Annotated in this window: 14 protein-coding genes; 5 read left to right on the top strand and 9 right to left on the bottom strand. The window is 65.8% G+C overall.

The annotated features are described in order from the left end of the window. The 4 genes from xylB to QW868_RS20155 all read right to left on the bottom strand — a co-directional run bounded on the left by xylB (nucleotide 1) and on the right by QW868_RS20155 (nucleotide 5,926). Nucleotides 1–1,449: a xylulokinase gene (xylB, locus tag QW868_RS20170; RefSeq protein ID WP_316231308.1), complete on the bottom strand. Its 1,449-nt coding sequence runs from the start codon at nucleotides 1,447–1,449 to the stop codon at nucleotides 1–3. A 119-nt stretch (nucleotides 1,450–1,568) separates the two neighbouring features. Further along, entirely contained in the window at nucleotides 1,569–2,597 is a 1,029-nt protein-coding gene (locus tag QW868_RS20165; protein ID WP_315741203.1) for a LacI family DNA-binding transcriptional regulator, read from the bottom strand. A gap of 1,063 nt (nucleotides 2,598–3,660) precedes the next feature. Next, a complete protein-coding gene (gene pobA / locus QW868_RS20160) occupies nucleotides 3,661–4,833 on the bottom strand; it encodes a 4-hydroxybenzoate 3-monooxygenase (protein ID WP_315741202.1) in 1,173 nt (390 codons plus the stop codon). Between the two features lie 178 nt (nucleotides 4,834–5,011). Next, the gene (locus QW868_RS20155; protein WP_315779450.1) at nucleotides 5,012–5,926 is read right to left on the bottom strand and encodes a helix-turn-helix domain-containing protein; all 915 of its coding nucleotides are present in this window, start codon (nucleotides 5,924–5,926) and stop codon (nucleotides 5,012–5,014) included. A 133-nt stretch (nucleotides 5,927–6,059) separates the two neighbouring features. Here QW868_RS20155 and QW868_RS20150 point away from each other — a divergent pair, with 133 nt between their 5' ends. Next, entirely contained in the window at nucleotides 6,060–7,223 is a 1,164-nt protein-coding gene (locus QW868_RS20150; RefSeq protein ID WP_316163504.1) for a cytochrome P450, read from the top strand. Between the two features lie 105 nt (nucleotides 7,224–7,328). Here the strand turns inward: QW868_RS20150 and QW868_RS20145 are convergent, their stop codons facing one another. After that, nucleotides 7,329–8,447 carry an NADH:flavin oxidoreductase gene (locus QW868_RS20145; protein WP_316231307.1) on the bottom strand — a complete coding sequence of 373 codons (1,119 nt, stop codon included), beginning with the start codon at nucleotides 8,445–8,447 and terminating at the stop codon, nucleotides 7,329–7,331. Nucleotides 8,448–8,628: 181 nt separating this feature from the next. Between QW868_RS20145 and QW868_RS20140 the strand changes: the two genes are divergently transcribed. Further along, entirely contained in the window at nucleotides 8,629–8,952 is a 324-nt protein-coding gene (locus QW868_RS20140) for a helix-turn-helix domain-containing protein (protein ID WP_315741221.1), read from the top strand. 20 nt (nucleotides 8,953–8,972) lie between these two features. Here the strand turns inward: QW868_RS20140 and QW868_RS20135 are convergent, their stop codons facing one another. Further along, on the bottom strand, nucleotides 8,973–10,457 hold the full coding sequence (locus QW868_RS20135; RefSeq protein WP_316231306.1) for an AMP nucleosidase: 1,485 nt from the start codon (nucleotides 10,455–10,457) through the stop codon (nucleotides 8,973–8,975). A gap of 253 nt (nucleotides 10,458–10,710) precedes the next feature. Here QW868_RS20135 and QW868_RS20130 point away from each other — a divergent pair, with 253 nt between their 5' ends. From QW868_RS20130 to QW868_RS20120, 3 genes are read left to right on the top strand one after another with little or no spacing between them, the layout of a single operon-like run. Further along, complete coding sequence (locus tag QW868_RS20130; protein ID WP_316231305.1) at nucleotides 10,711–11,553, top strand: shikimate dehydrogenase; 843 nt, start codon at nucleotides 10,711–10,713, stop codon at nucleotides 11,551–11,553. A 24-nt stretch (nucleotides 11,554–11,577) separates the two neighbouring features. After that, nucleotides 11,578–12,429, top strand: a complete 852-nt coding sequence (locus QW868_RS20125; RefSeq protein WP_316231304.1) for an amidohydrolase family protein — start codon at nucleotides 11,578–11,580, stop codon at nucleotides 12,427–12,429. Between the two features lie 24 nt (nucleotides 12,430–12,453). Continuing rightward, complete coding sequence (locus QW868_RS20120; RefSeq protein WP_316231303.1) at nucleotides 12,454–13,608, top strand: ABC transporter substrate-binding protein; 1,155 nt, start codon at nucleotides 12,454–12,456, stop codon at nucleotides 13,606–13,608. A gap of 63 nt (nucleotides 13,609–13,671) precedes the next feature. Here the strand turns inward: QW868_RS20120 and QW868_RS20115 are convergent, their stop codons facing one another. From QW868_RS20115 to ligA, 3 genes are read right to left on the bottom strand one after another with little or no spacing between them, the layout of a single operon-like run. Further along, nucleotides 13,672–14,643, bottom strand: a complete 972-nt coding sequence (locus QW868_RS20115; RefSeq protein ID WP_316231302.1) for a Gfo/Idh/MocA family oxidoreductase — start codon at nucleotides 14,641–14,643, stop codon at nucleotides 13,672–13,674. Nucleotide 14,644: 1 nt separating this feature from the next. Beyond that, a complete protein-coding gene (locus tag QW868_RS20110) occupies nucleotides 14,645–15,508 on the bottom strand; it encodes a class III extradiol dioxygenase subunit beta (RefSeq protein ID WP_316231301.1) in 864 nt (287 codons plus the stop codon). Further along, nucleotides 15,509–15,898, bottom strand: a complete 390-nt coding sequence (gene ligA, locus QW868_RS20105) for a protocatechuate 4,5-dioxygenase subunit alpha (RefSeq protein ID WP_315773072.1) — start codon at nucleotides 15,896–15,898, stop codon at nucleotides 15,509–15,511. Nucleotides 15,899–15,910 lie beyond the last annotated feature (12 nt).

The following is a 15,910-nucleotide window of genomic DNA, read 5'->3' as shown; positions in this document are numbered from 1 at the left end:
TTACTCCTTGAGAGCGGGATAGAGCTTGCGCCATTGCGCGTAGGCGGCGTCGTATGCCGCGCGCTGCGTGGCGCGGGGTTCGAAACTCTGCAGCCGCTGCGGCTTGCGGCAGACATCGGCCGGTGCTGCGCCGGTCGCGGCGAGACGGCCGAGCCGCGCGGCGCCGATGGCGGCGCCGACCTCGCCCTCCTCGACCCGGTGCGCGGTGACGCCGAGCACGTCGGCCATGATCTGTGCCCACAACAAGGAGCGCGAGCCGCCGCCGACCAGATCGAGCTCTTTGATCGGCTGCGCGCTACGCGCGAGCGCGGCGAACATGTCGCGTGAGGCAAACGCCACGCCCTCAAGCACCGCCTGCACGAGATCACCGCGGCCGGCGGCGCTGCGCAGGCCGACGAAGGCGCCGGCGGCATGGGCATCGTTGTGCGGGGTGCGCTCGCCGTCGAGGTAAGGCAGGAACTGCACCGGGCTCGGACGTTCGACGCGCGTGCCGAGCGGCGCCAGCAGCGCGGCTTCCGGCGTCTCGAGAATGCGCGCCAGCCACGCCAGCGAGGCCGCGGCCGACAGCATCACGCCCATCTGATGCCACAGCCCGCCGAGCGCGTGGCAGAACGCATGCACGGCCGCTTCCGGCGCCGGCGCGAAGCGGTCGGTTACCCGGAACAGCACGCCTGATGTGCCGAGCGACAGGAAGGCATCGCCAGGCCGGATGGCGCCGAGTCCGATAGCGCTCGCCGCGTTGTCGCCGGCGCCCCCTGCGATCACGACATCGGCGCCCATGCCCCAGCGCCGCGCCAGCTCGGGCGACAACACGGCACTGCGCTCATTGCCCTCGACCAGGCGCGGCATGTGATCGAGACTGAGCCCGGTCGCCGCCAGCAGTTTCTCCGACCAGCGCCGCGCTCCGACGTCGAGCCACAGGGTGCCGGCCGCATCCGACATGTCCTCGACCATCTCGCCGGACAGCCGATAGCGCACATAGGCCTTCGGCAGCAGCACCGTCGCGACCTCTGCAAAGATCTTCGGCTCGTGCTTCGCCACCCAGACGAGCTTCGGCGCGGTGAAGCCGGGCATCGCGAGATTGCCGGCGATCGTGTGCAATTCGGGGCAGCGGCGTTCGAGCTCGGCGCATTCGGCTTGCGAGCGGCCGTCATTCCACAGGATCGCGGGACGCAGCGGCCGGCCGTCGCGACCAAGCAAGGTCGCGCCGTGCATCTGGCCGGACAAGCCGATGCCGCGCACCGCTGACGTCTCACGCGGACGCTCACGCGCGAGATCATCCACCGCGCCGATGACGGCCTCGACCCAGTGATCCGGATTCTGCTCGGACCACAGCGGCTGCGGATGCGACAGCGACAGCGGACGCGAGGCGTTCGCGATCAGCGCGCCCGTCTCGTCCTCCAGCACGGCCTTCACGCCGGATGTGCCGACATCCAGTCCGAGAAACACGACTCCACTCCTCCCACACGGACCGCCAGGCGCCTCGGCGATCTGCGTCGCCTCGAAACCAGCGCCTCGGTCGTTTCTCGTTCCGTGTTCGGGCCGACCGCGTCACCGCGGCCACCCGCTCACGGCAGATTGTCCCGCATCACGATGTCGATGCGGATCGTCTCCTGTTCGCTCAAGATCGGCTCGCCGCGCGCCAGCGCCAGGAGCACGCGCACCGCGGAGCGCGCCTCGTGTCCCGGGTTCTGCGAAATCGCCGCATCCATCACGCCGTTCAACAGCAGCTTGCGCGTCAGCGCCGTCACGTCATGGCCGACGAACACGATGTCATCGGCCCGCCCCGACTCGGTCAGCGCCTTGGCGACGCCGGCCGTGCCAGCGCCGACATTGTAGAGCCCGACGATGTCGCGATACTCGGTCAGCAGCTCGCGCATGAGGTGCTCTGAGCGATCGTCCACATCATGCCCCTCAGCAACCGGCAAAACCTCAAGTTGCCGAAACTCCGCCGCCAGAACCTGGCCGAAGCCGAAGATGCGCTCGGCATGATCGCGCAGGCCTTGCGAGCCGGCCATGATCGCGACCCGCCCCGCCCTGCCGCCGGCGAAGCGTCCGACCAGCGCACCCGCGGTGCGGCCAGCGGCGATGTTGTCGATGCCGACATAATGATGCCGCCGCGACGACGGCACGTCGGAGACCAGAGTCACGACCTTGGCGCCGGACTCGACGAGATCATTGATCGCGGCTCGCACGCTCGGATGGTCGAGCGCCACCACCGCCGCACCGTCTACGCGACCGACCAGATCTTCGAGCTTGCCGGCCAGCACAGCCGGATCGAACACGTCCGTCGTGACGACATCGACCGAGAGACGGCGCGCGGCCATCCAGCTCGCCAACTCGCCGAGATGCGCCTGAATCTGCTGCATGAAGGGATTGGCACCGGACGGCATCACGAAGGCAAAGCGCCGCGAGCGGGCACGGGCGAGTTCGGAGGCCGCCGCATGCGGCTGGAACGCGCTGCGCGCCATCGCATCCTTGACGCGCCGCACCGTGTCCGGGCGCACGCCCGGCCGGTTGTGCAGCACGCGGTCGACGGTGGCGAGGCTCACGCCCGCCTGCCGCGCAATATCCCGCAATGTCAGCGGCGCGTTCATGATCCTCCCCTTTGGGTTGAGGACCATAGCGCGGTTTTTGAGGTGCGCAACTCATTTTTCAGGGCGCGCGGGGAGGCCGACAGACTTTAGCAGTTGGCGCTAATCCAACAGCGCGCCCTGATCATCTGTCCCCCGATCTCGAGCTGAGCGAAGTTGCACCAGCGAAACACGGCGTCATCCTCCAAGCGGCCGCGGAGCGGTGACGGGGCTGACGGTCGCGTGTTCGATCAACATGCTGCATCCTGCTCATGGGGCTCGCGGGCAGCCGACGTTCCTGCGCGGCATTGAACGCGATCTGCCCGGCCCCCTTCGAAAATTTTCCGCTTTTCAGAAAATATCTCTTTCGTCTTATCGGAAGATGTGCTTATCTCCGGCCATCCCGCCTCAACGAGAGGGGCGTTGCGCGCGATCGTCACGACACGCGAGGCGGGGATGCGGTGGCCGCGAGAGTTCGAGAGCAGGCTCGCGAGAGCATGCGGACGAGCGATCTCTTGCGGACGTGAAGTCGCAGCGTCCTGACACCCCGATGCTGGTGTCACGTTCGCGACGGCGCTCGAGGCGCCGCGCGGATCATGGTGGCCAGAAAGCCCGGCGCACCAGGGAGACTGCGTATAAGCGTGAGACTGCCGCGCAGGGAATGCCGGAGTGTTCGGCTGCACCTGTGGTACCTGCCGCCTGCATTTTCTTACGCAGGCGGGCCATGGGTGAGGCCTTCACCCGGCATTCCCTGCGCCCTCTCGATTATGGGAGGGGCGAGTTGATCGCAGACCTCGGGCATCATGTGCCGCGAGACCGCGTTGCCACGTCCTGCCTGCGCTGTTTGAGACGTGAATCCGATCTATCCCAACCGTCGTCCCGGGCAAGCCGTGAGGCGCGAAGCGCGTCACGGCGCCGACCCGGGACCCATACTCCGCGGCAGTCATGATGGGCACAAAGCCAATCGCCAGCCTGCCTCAAACCGCTCCCTGGGGGTATGGGTCCCGGCGTTCGCCGGGACGACAGCGAGGCGACTGATGCGTGGTGCCATCAAGCAGCGCAGGCGAAACGCGTCGCGTTGACCTCGCTAGAAAGGCAGTCCGACATAGTTCTCCGCCAGCGACCGCTGCGCGGCCTCCGACGAGAACAGATAAGCGAGCTCGGTGTCCTGCAGTCTGTCGTCGTAGGACAGCCGGTCGGGGAAGCGATGCAAGAGCGTCGTCATCCACCAGGAGAAGCGCTGCGCCTTCCAGATCCGCGCCAGCGCCCGTTGCGAATAGCCGTCGATGCCGCGGTCGTCGCCCTTTTTGTAGTGATCGAGCAGCGCATGATAGAGATAGTAGATGTCGGACGCAGCCGAGTTCAGCCCGCGCGCGCCGGTCGGCGGCACGATGTGCGCGGCGTCGCCGGCGAGGAACAGCCGGCCGTAGCGCATCGGCTCGGCGACGAAGCTGCGCAGCGGCGCGATGCTCTTCTCGATCGACGGTCCGGTGATCAGCTTGGCCGCGATCTCGGCCGGCAGCCGGCGCTTCAGCTCCTCCCAGAACGCATCGTCGCTCCAGTCCTCGACCTTGTCGGTCAGCGGCACCTGGACATAGTAGCGGCTCAGCACCTGCGAGCGCAGCGAGCACAGCGCAAAGCCCCGCTCGTGCTTGGCATAGATCAATTCCGGCGACACAGGCTTGGTGCGCGACAGCACGCCGAGCCAGCCGAACGGATACACCCGCTCGTATTCCGTCAGCTTGTCGTGCGGGATCGATTTGCGGCTGACGCCGTGGAAGCCGTCGGCGCCGATGATGTAGTCGCAGTCGATGCGGACGACCTCCTCGTCCTGACGGTAGGTGACGTAAGGCTTGTCGGAGGCGATGTCGTGCGGCGTCACGTCGGTCGCGTTGTGCACGACCTTGCCGCCGAGCTTGTCGCGGGCCTCGTAGAGATCGCGCGTCAGCTCGGTCTGGCCGTAGACCATCACCGAGTTGCCGCCGGAATATTTGTGCAGGTCGACGCGGTCGAGCTTGCCGTCATGGGCGATGTAGAAGCCGTGATGAATCTCGCCCTCGCGGTCCATGCGCTCGCCGCACTGCGCCTCGCGCATCAGCTCGGCAAAGCCGTGCTCGAGCACGCCAGCGCGGATGCGCGACAGCACGTAGTCGCGGCTGGATTTCTCCAGGATGATCGTATCGATGCCCTGCAGGTGCAGGAGCTGCGACAGCATCAGGCCCGACGGGCCTCCGCCGATGATGCAGACTTGGACTTTCATGGGCGTGTTCTCCCGGATTCGCAGACGCAGGCTTGTTGGGTATGCTTTTCAATCGCTGATTTTAGCAAGGAATGTGCTGGGATCACTTGGATGGACGCGGCATTCTCTTGCACTTTTCCGACACCATGCCGCGATGCAAAACGAATGCGAAGGTGGTATCGGGCGGCGCCGATCACCCTTACGGCGGCGCCGCGCCGTCCCCCACCCCCATCGCACGGCGATAGTCGCGCGGGCTCGTCCCGGTGTGCCGCTTGAAGAAGCGGCAGAAATAGGCCGGGTCCTTGAAACCGAGCTCGAACGCCAGCTTCGACACCGGCGCTGCAATATAGGTGAGCCGCCGGCACGCCTCGCGCGCCAGCCGCGCATGCACGATGTCGAGCGCGGACTGGCCGGTCTCAGCCCGCGTCAACCGATTGAGCCGCTCCGGCGTCATGCCGAGCTCGTCGGCGTAGCGCGCCACCGACCAGTGATCGCGGTGATGCGCCTCGACCAGCACGATGAAGCGGGTGAACAGCGCCGCATGCCCGCTGCCGCGCCGCGCGCCTTGCGACTGCCGCGCGCTCTGCTGCGCCAGCCGCCACACGATCGAGCGACCGAGCCAATGCGGCACCGGTGAGGCCGCGGAATCGGCCGCGGCGAACTCGTCGGCGAGGTCGACGAACAGCGCGGCGATGCGCCGCGTCGCGACCGCCTGCGCATCGAGATGCAGGATCTGCGCGGTTGCGAACAGGTCGCGCAGCGCCTCGCCGGTCGCCGGCACATCGCCCTCCACCACCGCCCGCGGATTGAACGTCAGCACATAGCCGTCGGTGTCGCGCGAGAAGCGGAAGGCATGGACCACGCCGGGCGGAATGATCACGGCGACCGGGCCGGTACAGCGCTCGCGGCTTTCGTCCAAGGCGATCTCGGCTGGACCGGCAGCGACCCAGAGGATCTGGTGCAGGCCCTGGTGCGTATGCGCCTCGATCTCCCAGCGATAGAGCTTGCTGCGCACCTGGATCGGCTCGACATGCAGCATGTCCGGCTGCGCGGCCGACGCTTCGCCGTACAGCGCGAACGCGGGGATCGACGGCTTGGTGCGAAAGCGGGGCATGAGCGAGAGCTAACCCTGAATGTCGGAAAAGTACAAGTCTTGGCCGGCTTTCGTGTCTCACGCCGCGGCCACGGCTCGGCTAGATCAGTGAAAAGAACAACAACGACCACACTCAATGGAGAGGAGGCCCAACATGTTCGCGTTCGACCCGTATTCGCCTGCGGTCGATGCCGACCCGTTCCCATTCTACAAGACGCTGCGCGACGAGCACCCATGCTTCTGGAGCCCGCAGGCCCAGGTGTGGATTCTGTCGCGCTATGCCGATGTGGCGGCGGCCGGAACGAACTGGCAGACCTATTCGTCGGCCAAGGGCAACCTGATGACCGAGCTGCCGAACCGTGCCGGCGCGACGCTCGGCACCACCGACCCGCCGCGCCACGACCGGCTGCGCGGCCTCGTCCAGCATGCCTTCATGAAGCGCAATCTGGAAAGCCTGTCAGGCCCGATCCGCGACATCGCGCGCGACTGCGCCGAGGCGCTGCGCGGCCAGGACCGGTTCGACTTCATCGAGGCGTTCTCCTCGAAATTCACTGTGCGCGTGCTGTTCGCCGCGCTCGGCCTGCCGCTCGGCGACGAGCAGACTGTGCGCGACAAGGCGGTGCTGATGGTGCAGAGCGATCCGGTGAGCCGCGCCAAGGGACCGCAGCACCTCGCAGCCTACAACTGGATGCAGGACTATGCAGCCGGCATCATCGCAGAGCGCCGCGCTCGGCCGCAGAACGACCTGATCTCGCATTTCAGCATGGCCGAGATCGACGGCGACAAGCTCGACGAGCGCGAGGTGCTGCTGACGACGACAACGCTGATCATGGCCGGCATCGAGTCGCTCGGCGGTTTCATGACGATGCTGGCTTACAATCTCGCCGATCACGCCGAGGCGCGCCGGGCCGTCGTCGCCAATCCCGACCTGATGGCGGACGCCGTGGAAGAGTCGCTGCGCTTCAACACCTCGGCGCAGCGCTTCCGCCGCTGCCTGCAGAAGGACGTCACCTTGCACGGCCAGACCATGCGCGAGGGCGATTTCGTCTGCCTCGCCTACGGCTCCGCCAACCGCGACGAGCGGCAGTTTCCCAATCCGGATGTCTACGACATCGCGCGGAAACCGCGCGGCCATCTCGGTTTCGGCGGCGGCGTGCACGCCTGTCTGGGATCGGCGATCGCGCGCATGGCGATCAGGATCGCGTTCGACGAGCTGCACAAGGTCGTGCCGGACTATCGCCGCACCCAGGAGCAATTGCCCTGGATGCCGTCCTCGACCTTCCGCAGCCCGATGTATCTCGAGCTGACGGTGCATTAGTCCGTCGCAAGGACGGGATGGCAGGCTCGAGCTCGCGCCTCGCTGACGGTACGCCCCCTCGCCCCGCTTGCGCCGGGCGAGGGGCACCAACGGGTCGACAAGAGCTTACACCAGCGCGCCGAGATCCGCCGCGCTGAAGCCCTTCAGGCCCGCCTTGTCGCCGGACTTGATCTTCGCGACCCATTCGGCATCGCTGATCAGCGCGCGGCCGACCGCAATGAGGTCGAACTCCTCCTTGGCCATGCGCTCCAGCAGCGCGTCGAGATCGGCCGTCGTCGACGGCTTGCCGGCAAACGCCGAGAAGAATTCATCGGACAGGCCGACCGAGCCGACGCTGATGGTCGCAGCCCCCGTGATCTTCTTGGCCCAGCCGGCAAAGTTCAGGCCCTTCTCGCCGTCCACGTCCGGGAATTCCGGCTCCCAGAAACGGCGCTGCGAGCAGTGCAGGATGTCGACGCCGGCCGCGACCAGCGGCTGCAGCCAGTCGGCCATCAGCGCCGGCGTCTCTGCGAGGCGCGCCGCATAGTCCTGCTGCTTCCACTGGCTGACGCGCAGGATGATCGGGAAATCGGGACCCACCGCCTTGCGGATCGCGGCGACGACCTCGCCAGCGAAGCGCGAGCGCTCCTTGATGGTGGCGCCACCATAGCGGTCCTCGCGCTTGTTGGTGCCGGACCAGAAGAACTCATCGATCAGATAGCCGTGCGCACCGTGGATCTCGACGGTGTCGAAGCCGACCCGCTTGGCATCGGCCGCGGCTTGCGCGAAGGCGGCAACGGTGTCGGCAATGTCGTTCTCGCTCATCGCGTTGCCGCGCGGCTTGCCCGGCGCAACCAGCCCGGACGGGCTCTCGACCGGCGCATCGGGCTCCCAGCGGCTCATGCCCTTGGTCGAGCCTGTGTGCCAGATCTGTGGCGCGATGCGGCCGCCGGCGGCGTGCACGGCCGTGGCGACGCTCTGCCAGCCGGCCAGCGCGGCATCGCCGTGGAAGAAGGGAATATTGGGCTCGTTGCGCGAGGCCGGGCGGTTGACGACCGTGCCCTCGGTGAGGATCAGCCCCACGCCACCTTCGGCGCGGCGGCGGTAATAAGCGGCGTTGGCCTCGCCGGGAATGCCGTTCGGCGCCGCATTGCGGGTCATCGGCGCCATGACGATGCGGTTCTTCAGCTCCAGCGTCTTCAGGCGGAAGGGACGAAACAGCACGCTGGTATCGAGATCGGACATTCAGAGGGCTCCATTGCGTTCGGAACCGTTCCAGTATACTTCGTAAACCTGAAGTCAATCAGGCACCCAAAGTCGCTCAGGTATATCCGAGGAAACCGCTGTCGTGACCGCCACGTCGACATCAGAGACCGCCCCGCTCCGCTGCAAGCCGCAGCACTTCTCGTCGGAATGCCCGAGCCGGGTGCTGATCGACCAGATCGCCGACAAATGGTCGATGATGGTGTTGGCGGTGCTCGACTCCGGCCCACTGCGCTTCAACGCGATCAAGAAGCAGCTCGAGGGCGTCACCCAGAAGGCGCTGACGCAGTGCCTGCGCCGGCTGGAGCGCAACGGCCTCGTCGCCCGCGAGGTGATCGCGGACTCGCCGGTCGCGGTCCAATACGAGATCACGCCGCTCGGCCGTACCCTGCAGCCACCGTTCCGCGCGCTCTACGCCTGGACCATCGCCAAGATGCCGGAGGTCGAGCAGGCGCGTCAGGCGTTCGACGGGCGCCGGGGCCGCTGATCCCAGGCGGCCACGGGCCGCTATTGAAATGCGACTTCGGCGAAGCTGCGCAGCTTGCGCGAATGCAGCCGCTCCGACTCCTGGTGTTTCAGGAGCTCCAGCGCCTTCAGCCCGATCTGGAGATGCTGGCCGACGCGCTGCCGATAGAAGTCGCCCGCCATGCCGGCGAGCTTGATCTCGCCATGCAGCGGCTTGTCGGACACGCAGAGCAACGTGCCGTAAGGCACGCGGAAGCGATAGCCATTGGCCGCGATCGTTGCCGACTCCATGTCGAGCGCGATGGCGCGCGATTGCGACAGCCGCCGGATCACCGCCGGACCGCTGATCTCCCAGTTGCGATTGTCGACGCTGGCGACGGTGCCGGTGCGCATCAGCCGCTTCAGCTCGAAACCGGAAAAGCCGGTGACCGCCTCGACGGCCTCTTCCAGTGCGACCTGCACCTCCGCAAGCGCCGGGATCGGCACCCAGGGTGGCAGCTCCTGGTCCAGCACATGATCCTCTCGGACATAGCCGTGCGCCAGCACATAGTCGCCGAGCCGCTGCGTGTTGCGAAGACCCGCACAATGGCCGACCATCAGCCACGCATGCGGCCGCAGCACCGCGATGTGGTCGGTGACGTTGCGTGCGTTCGAGGGCCCGGTGCCGATGTTGATCAGGGTAATGCCCTGGTGCCCGGGCTCGACCAGGTGAAAGGCCGGCATCTGCGGCGTGCGCGCCGGCACCGCGCCCGTGGTGCCGCCGCCAAGCCGCGCATTGCGCGTCATGACATTGCCCGGCTCGACGAACGTCTCGGCGGCGCCCTGCCCCGCCGCGAGCTGCTGACGGCCCCAATCCGCGAAGGCATCGACGTAGAACTGGTAGTTCGTGAAGATCACGAAGTTCTGGAAGTGGTCGGGATCGGTCCCGGTGTAGTGATAGAGACGGCGCAGCGAGTAGTCGACGCGCGCGGCGCGAAACAGCGACAGCGGCTCCGGCATGCCTGGCGTCAGCTCGAGCGTGCCGTCGGCGATCGCATCGTCCATGGTCGACAGATCCGGCACGTCGAACACGTCGCGCAAGGAGCGCGTCACCAGCGGGCTCTCGTGATGCGGCAGCGCCGTCTCGATGTTGATGTCGCGCCGATAGGCGAAATGGACCGGGATCGGCTCAGCCGACTCGCCGATCTCGACCGGTACGCCGTGGTTTTCGATCAGCAGGCGGATCTGCTGGGTCAGGTACGATCGGAACAGGTCCGGCCGCGTGACGCTGGTCTCGTGCACGCCAGGACCCGCAACGAAGCCGTAGGCGAGACGCGAGTCGAGCCGGGCGTGACTTGCGGTGGTCAGCCGCACGAAGGGATAGGTGGCGCGGATCCGTGTCGCCGGCACGACGCCGTTGGCATAGGCCTCGAAATGGCCGCGCAGGAAAGCGGTATTGCGCTCGTAGATCTCCTCGAGCCGGGCCACCGCGGCGGCCGCGTCGGTGAAGGTTTCTGTTGCCACGGGTGGCGGAGATCGGACAGTCAATGGCGATCCTTTGGGTCCGGCGGACGGTCGTCGAGGCAGACTTGCGCAATCATAGAAATCACCCCTGGCTTTGCCCAGGGGGCGGGTCACGCGATGACGCCCATGAACTGGACATTGAGCCATGATGCGCTGCATTGCGACAAGGATTTGTGGCCGAATGTTTCAATTGCCTGTGCGCGTCATTGCTCATAAGACGGTTTCACATTGGCCGGGACAGGCCGAGGTCTGAAGGGTGGGAGATCATAGCGCAACCATGTTGCACGCGAACGGATTCGGATTGGCCGGCGTCATCGGCATGCCCGTTGCTCACTCCCGCTCCCCCACGATCCACAATTTCTGGCTCAACGCGCACGGCCTGCGCGGCGCCTATGTGCCGCTCGCGGTTCAGCCGGAGCGGCTGAAGGATGCGCTCGCAGGACTGGTGGCACTCGGCTTTCGCGGCTGCAACGTCACCATGCCGCACAAGCAGACGGCGATGCCGCTGCTCGATCGGGTGAACGAAACCGCACGCCGCATCGGCGCCGTCAACACCATTGTCGTCGAATCCGACGGCACGCTGAGCGGCTTCAACAATGACGGCAACGGCTTTGTCCAGAGTCTGCGCGACGCCAGGCCGGACTGGCGCGCCAACGAAGGTCCTATTCTCTTGCTCGGCGCCGGCGGCGCTGCGCGCGCGGTGGTGGTGGCGCTGCTGGAGAACGGCGCCCGCGACATCCGCATCAGCAACCGCACCGCCGAGAAGGCACAGGCCATTGCGGCCGAGTTCGGGTCGGCGATCAGCACGGTGGCGTGGAAGGACCGCTCGGCGGCGGTGGCCGACGTCGCGCTGCTGATCAACAGCACCGATCGCGGCATGATCGGTAAGCCGGCGCTGGAGATCGATCTGGGGCGGCTCTCAGCCAAGACGCTCGTGGCAGACCTGATCTACACGCCGCTGGAGACGCCCTTCCTCGCGGACGCGCGCGGGCGCGGCTGCACGACGGTGAACGGGCTCGGCCTGCTGCTCAACCAGGCCCGCCTCGCCTTCCAGGCCTGGTTCGGGGTGCTGCCCGACGTCACGCCCGAACTGATCAAGGCAATTCAGGCGACGTTCTGAACGTCGGTCAGAGAGGGCTCGACCATGGCACTTCCGGCAGGCCCCAGGATCGATTGCCACATCCACGCCATCGACCCCGCGCGCTTTCCTTACGCGCCGGACACGCCTTACCGTCCAACCGGTCAGGAGATCGCTACTGCTGCGCATCTGATCCGCGTACTCGATGTCTTCGACGTGCGCCATGCGCTGATCGTCGCGACGAATTCGGGTTATGGCTCGGACAGCCGCATCCTGCTCGATACGCTCGGACTCGGAAACGGGCGGTTCAAGGGCGTCGCTGTCGTCGAGAAGGACGTCGAGATCAAGGAGCTGCAGCGGCTCAAGGCCGCCGGCGTCATCGGCGTCGCCTTCAACGTGCCGTTTCATGGCACCGCCTATTACCGCGATGCCGCAGCGCTGCTGGAGAAGCTGGCCGACCTCGACCTGTTCCTGCAGGTCCAGGTCGAGCAGGATCAACTGCTCGACTTGCTGCCGCTCATTGAAAGGTCAAAAGTCCGTCTCGTGTTCGATCACTGCGGCCGGCCTGCCGTCGAACACGGGCTGAAGCGCGCCGCCTTCCAGGCGCTGCTCGCACTCGGCCGCGAGCGTGATGCCTATGTGAAGCTATCCGGCTACTACAAGTTCGCGCGGCAGCCCTATCCCTACGCCGATACGTGGCCGTTCATCGCCGCGCTCGTCGATGCCTTCACGCTCGATCGTTGCGTCTGGGGCTCGGACTGGCCTTTCTTGCGTGCGCCCGAACGGCTCGACTACGGGCCGCTGCTGGCCGGCATCACCGAGATCTTTCCAGATCCCAACGACCAGCATCGGCTGCTATGGCGAACGCCATCGCGGCTGCTGGGCTTTGCAGAGATACCGATGAGTTCGTCACCATAAGCAAAAAACAAGGGGGAGGATATCGTGAGACATCTGGGACGACTGAGCGGCGTTGCGCTGGCCGCTTCGCTGTGGGGCTTTCATGCGCATGCCGAGAACACTGTCTACATTCCGGACGTCGTCGAGCTGTCGGGCCCAGGCGCGGTGTCGGGGACGAACTGGCGCGACGGCGTCGCGCTTGCCGTCGACGAGATTAACAGTGCGGGGGGTATCCTGGGCCGCAAGATCACGACCGAGCATCTCGACACCCAGAGCAATCCCGGCGTCTCCCGCGCCCAGGTCCAGAAGGTGCTCGACCGCGAGCCTTACGTCGTACTCGGTCCGATCTACTCCGGCTCGGTCAAGGTCAACATGGCGCTGACCCAGCAGGCGGAGGTGCCGCAGATCGTCGGCGCCGAGGCCGCCGATATCACCACGCAAGGCAATCCCTGGATCTTCCGTACCGCCTTTGGCCAGCAGTTCAGCATGCCGAAGATCGCCAATTATCTGCACGACCAGCTGAAGGTGAAATCGGTCGCCGTGGTCTGGGTGAATAACGATTTCGGCAAAGGCGGCCGCGACAGCTTCGTCAAGGAGATGAAGGCCCGCAGCATCGAGGTGGTGTCGGACATCTCGACCGAACAGGGCCAGGTCGATTTCGGCTCGGACGTGATCAAGCTGAAGAACGTCAAGGCCGACGCGATCTTCGTCTACACCAACGAGGAAGAAAGCGCGCGTTTCCTGATCGAGGCCAAACGTCAGGGATTGTCGGTGCCGCTGTTCGGAGAGACGACGCTGCTCAGTCAGAAGGTCGTGGAGCTCGCAGGCCCCGCCGCCAACGGCGTGCGCGGCCATGTCGGCCTGAGCGCGGATGCGCCGGTCCCAGCCATCCAGGCCTTTGCGAAGAAGTTCAACGAGCGCTACCGCTACTGGCCCGACCATAACGGCATCAAGGGCTATACCGCGGTCTATCTCGTCAAATACGTCACCGAGATGATCGGCAAGTTCGACGGCCACGCCTTCGGCGCCACCATGAAAGGGCTGACGCTGACGCCGGACAAGGCACCTGGCATGCTGATGGAGGCAAGCTGGGACCAGAACGGCGACATCGACCGGGAGAGCTTCCTGGCCGAGATCGTCGACGGCAAGCAGAAGATCGTGGCGACGCTGCCGAAGTTGAAGCCGTCCAAGGCGCCATAAGCGGCCACGGGGCCGCGCCTGGGAAGTCCCCTCCCCGCGCCTACCACGCGAGGAGGGATAGTGTCAGCCCTTGGCGAGCTGCTCGTCGAGATCGTGCAGCACCTGGTAGCAGGGCAGCACCTGGGCCACGGAGGCGTTGGGCTCGCGGCCCTCGCGAATGGCGGCGAAGAACTCGCGGTCCTGCAGCTCGATGCCATTCATGGAGACGTCGACCTTGGAGACGTCGATCTTCTCTTCCTTGCCGTTCACCAGATCGTCGTAGCGGGCGATATAGGTGCCGGTGTTGCCGATGTAGCGAAAGAAAGTTCCGAGCGGGCCGTCATTATTGAACGACAGCGACAAGGTGCAGATCGCGCCATTGGCGGCCTTGAGCTGGATCGACATGTCCATGGCAATGCCGAGGTTGGGATGAATCGGTCCCTGCACAGCATTGGCCTTCACGATCGGCGAGCCCGCCTGATAGGCGAACAGGTCGACCGTGTGCGCGGCGTGGTGCCACAAGAGGTGATCGGTCCAGCTGCGCGGCTGGCCGAGCGCGTTCATGTTGGTGCGGCGGAAGAAGTAGGTCTGCACATCCATCTGCTGGATGTGGAATTCGCCGGCCTTGATCTTCTTGTGCACGAACTGGTGGCTGGGATTGAAGCGGCGGGTGTGGCCGCACATCGCGACCAGCCCAGTCTCCTTCTGCAGCTCGACGACCTGCTGCGCATCCTTGAGCGAGTCGGCGAGCGGGATCTCGACCTGAACATGCTTGCCGGCCTTGAGGCAGTCGATCGCCTGCGCCGCATGCATCTGGGTCGGCGTGCAGAGAATGACGGCGTCAACCTCCGGCAGCTTCAGGCTGTCGGCGAGTTCGGTCGAGACGTGCTTGATGCCGTATTTTTCGGCGACTTCCTTGGTCTGGTCGAAGCGGCGCCCGACCAGCGACACCACCTCGACACCGTCGATGTTCTTGATGCCGTCGAGATGCTTGATGCCGAAGGCGCCGGCGCCGGCGAGCGCGACCTTGATGGTCTTAGAACCGTCTTTGGCCATATCAGTTGTTCTCCAGGATCAGATGGCCGACGGCGGTGTTGCTGGCCGGCACATGGTAGAAGCGGTGACGCACGGTCGGCGCGTTGCCCTTCTTGGCTTCGTTGACGTCGCTCATGGCGCCGCGCGCGATCAGCCACATCACGAGCTCGATGCCCTCGCTGCCGGCCTCGCGCACGTAGTCGATATGCGGCACCTTCGACAGCCCTTCCGGATCGTTGATCAGTCGGTCCAGAAAGGCGTTGTCCCACTCGCGGTTGATCAAGCCGGCGCGCGGCCCTTGCAACTGGTGGCTCATGCCGCCGGTGCCCCAGATCTGCACGTTGAGCGGCTCGTCATAGCTCTCGATCGCCTTGCGGATCGCCTTGCCCAGCATGAAGCAGCGGCGGCCCGACGGCACCGGATATTGCACGACGTTGACCGCGAACGGGATCACCGGGCACGGCCAGGCATCCACCTGGCCGAAGATCAGGCTCAGCGGCACGGTGAGGCCGTGGTCGACGTCCATCTTGTTGACGATCGTGAGGTCGAAATCGTCCTGGATCACCGACTGCGCGATGTGCGCAGCGAGCCGGGGATGGCCGATCACCTTCGGCACGGGACGCGGACCCCAGCCCTCGTCGGCCGGCTGATATTCGGCCGCAGTGCCGATCGCGAAGGTCGGGATCATCTCCAGGCTGAAGGCGGTGGCGTGGTCGTTGAAGACCAGGAACACGACGTCGGGCTTCTGCTCCTTCTCCCACTGCTTGGCGAAGTCGTAGCCGGCGAACACCGGCTTCCAATAGTCCTCGCCGGTCTTGCCAAGGTCGAGCGCGGCGCCGATTGCCGGCACGTGCGAGGTGAAGACGCTTGCGGAGATATGGGCCATTTACTTCTTCTCCCCGGTGTAGCGGTTGCCCTCGACCGAGCGGCCGCCCTTGATCATCATGTCGCGATATTGATCTTCGGTCATGCCGGTCATGCTGCCGGCCATCTGCTGAAAGCTCTTGCCGTCGGTCGCGCCGATCTTGGCGAGGAAGTAGATGTTGCCGCCGAGCGAAATGCAGCGGTTGAGGTCGCGGTCGAGCACGGCCTGCTTCTGCTCCTCGGTCATCGGCCATTCGTCGAGATAGGCACGCTCGTTGGCCTTGAAGCGGGCGCGGTTCTCCGCCTTCATCAGCGACATGCAGAACTGGTTGAGGTGATAACCCATCCGCGACATGTCCGCGTCGAAGATGGTCGTGCCGGGAACGTCGGTATAGGGTTTATCGAGCGACATCGCTTCTCTCCT

Origin of the sequence: Bradyrhizobium sp. SZCCHNR1051 (assembly GCF_032489615.1) — a bacterium.
Classification (GTDB): domain Bacteria; phylum Pseudomonadota; class Alphaproteobacteria; order Rhizobiales; family Xanthobacteraceae; genus Bradyrhizobium.
This window is presented reverse-complemented; position numbering and strand designations above follow the sequence as displayed.

Bases quoted from the DNA above. Each gene is read 5' to 3' on its own strand.
- QW868_RS20165 (WP_315741203.1), bottom strand. From the start codon at position 2,597: ATGAACGCGCCGCTGACATTGCGGGATATTGCGCGGCAGGCGGGCGTG.
- pobA (WP_315741202.1), bottom strand. From the start codon at position 4,833: ATGAAAGTCCAAGTCTGCATCATCGGCGGAGGCCCGTCGGGCCTGATG.
- QW868_RS20155 (WP_315779450.1), bottom strand. From the start codon at position 5,926: ATGCCCCGCTTTCGCACCAAGCCGTCGATCCCCGCGTTCGCGCTGTAC.
- QW868_RS20150 (WP_316163504.1), top strand. From the start codon at position 6,060: ATGTTCGCGTTCGACCCGTATTCGCCTGCGGTCGATGCCGACCCGTTC.
- QW868_RS20145 (WP_316231307.1), bottom strand. From the start codon at position 8,447: ATGTCCGATCTCGATACCAGCGTGCTGTTTCGTCCCTTCCGCCTGAAG.
- QW868_RS20130 (WP_316231305.1), top strand. From the start codon at position 10,711: ATGTTGCACGCGAACGGATTCGGATTGGCCGGCGTCATCGGCATGCCC.
- QW868_RS20125 (WP_316231304.1), top strand. From the start codon at position 11,578: ATGGCACTTCCGGCAGGCCCCAGGATCGATTGCCACATCCACGCCATC.
- QW868_RS20115 (WP_316231302.1), bottom strand. From the start codon at position 14,643: ATGGCCAAAGACGGTTCTAAGACCATCAAGGTCGCGCTCGCCGGCGCC.
- QW868_RS20110 (WP_316231301.1), bottom strand. From the start codon at position 15,508: ATGGCCCATATCTCCGCAAGCGTCTTCACCTCGCACGTGCCGGCAATC.
- ligA (WP_315773072.1), bottom strand. From the start codon at position 15,898: ATGTCGCTCGATAAACCCTATACCGACGTTCCCGGCACGACCATCTTC.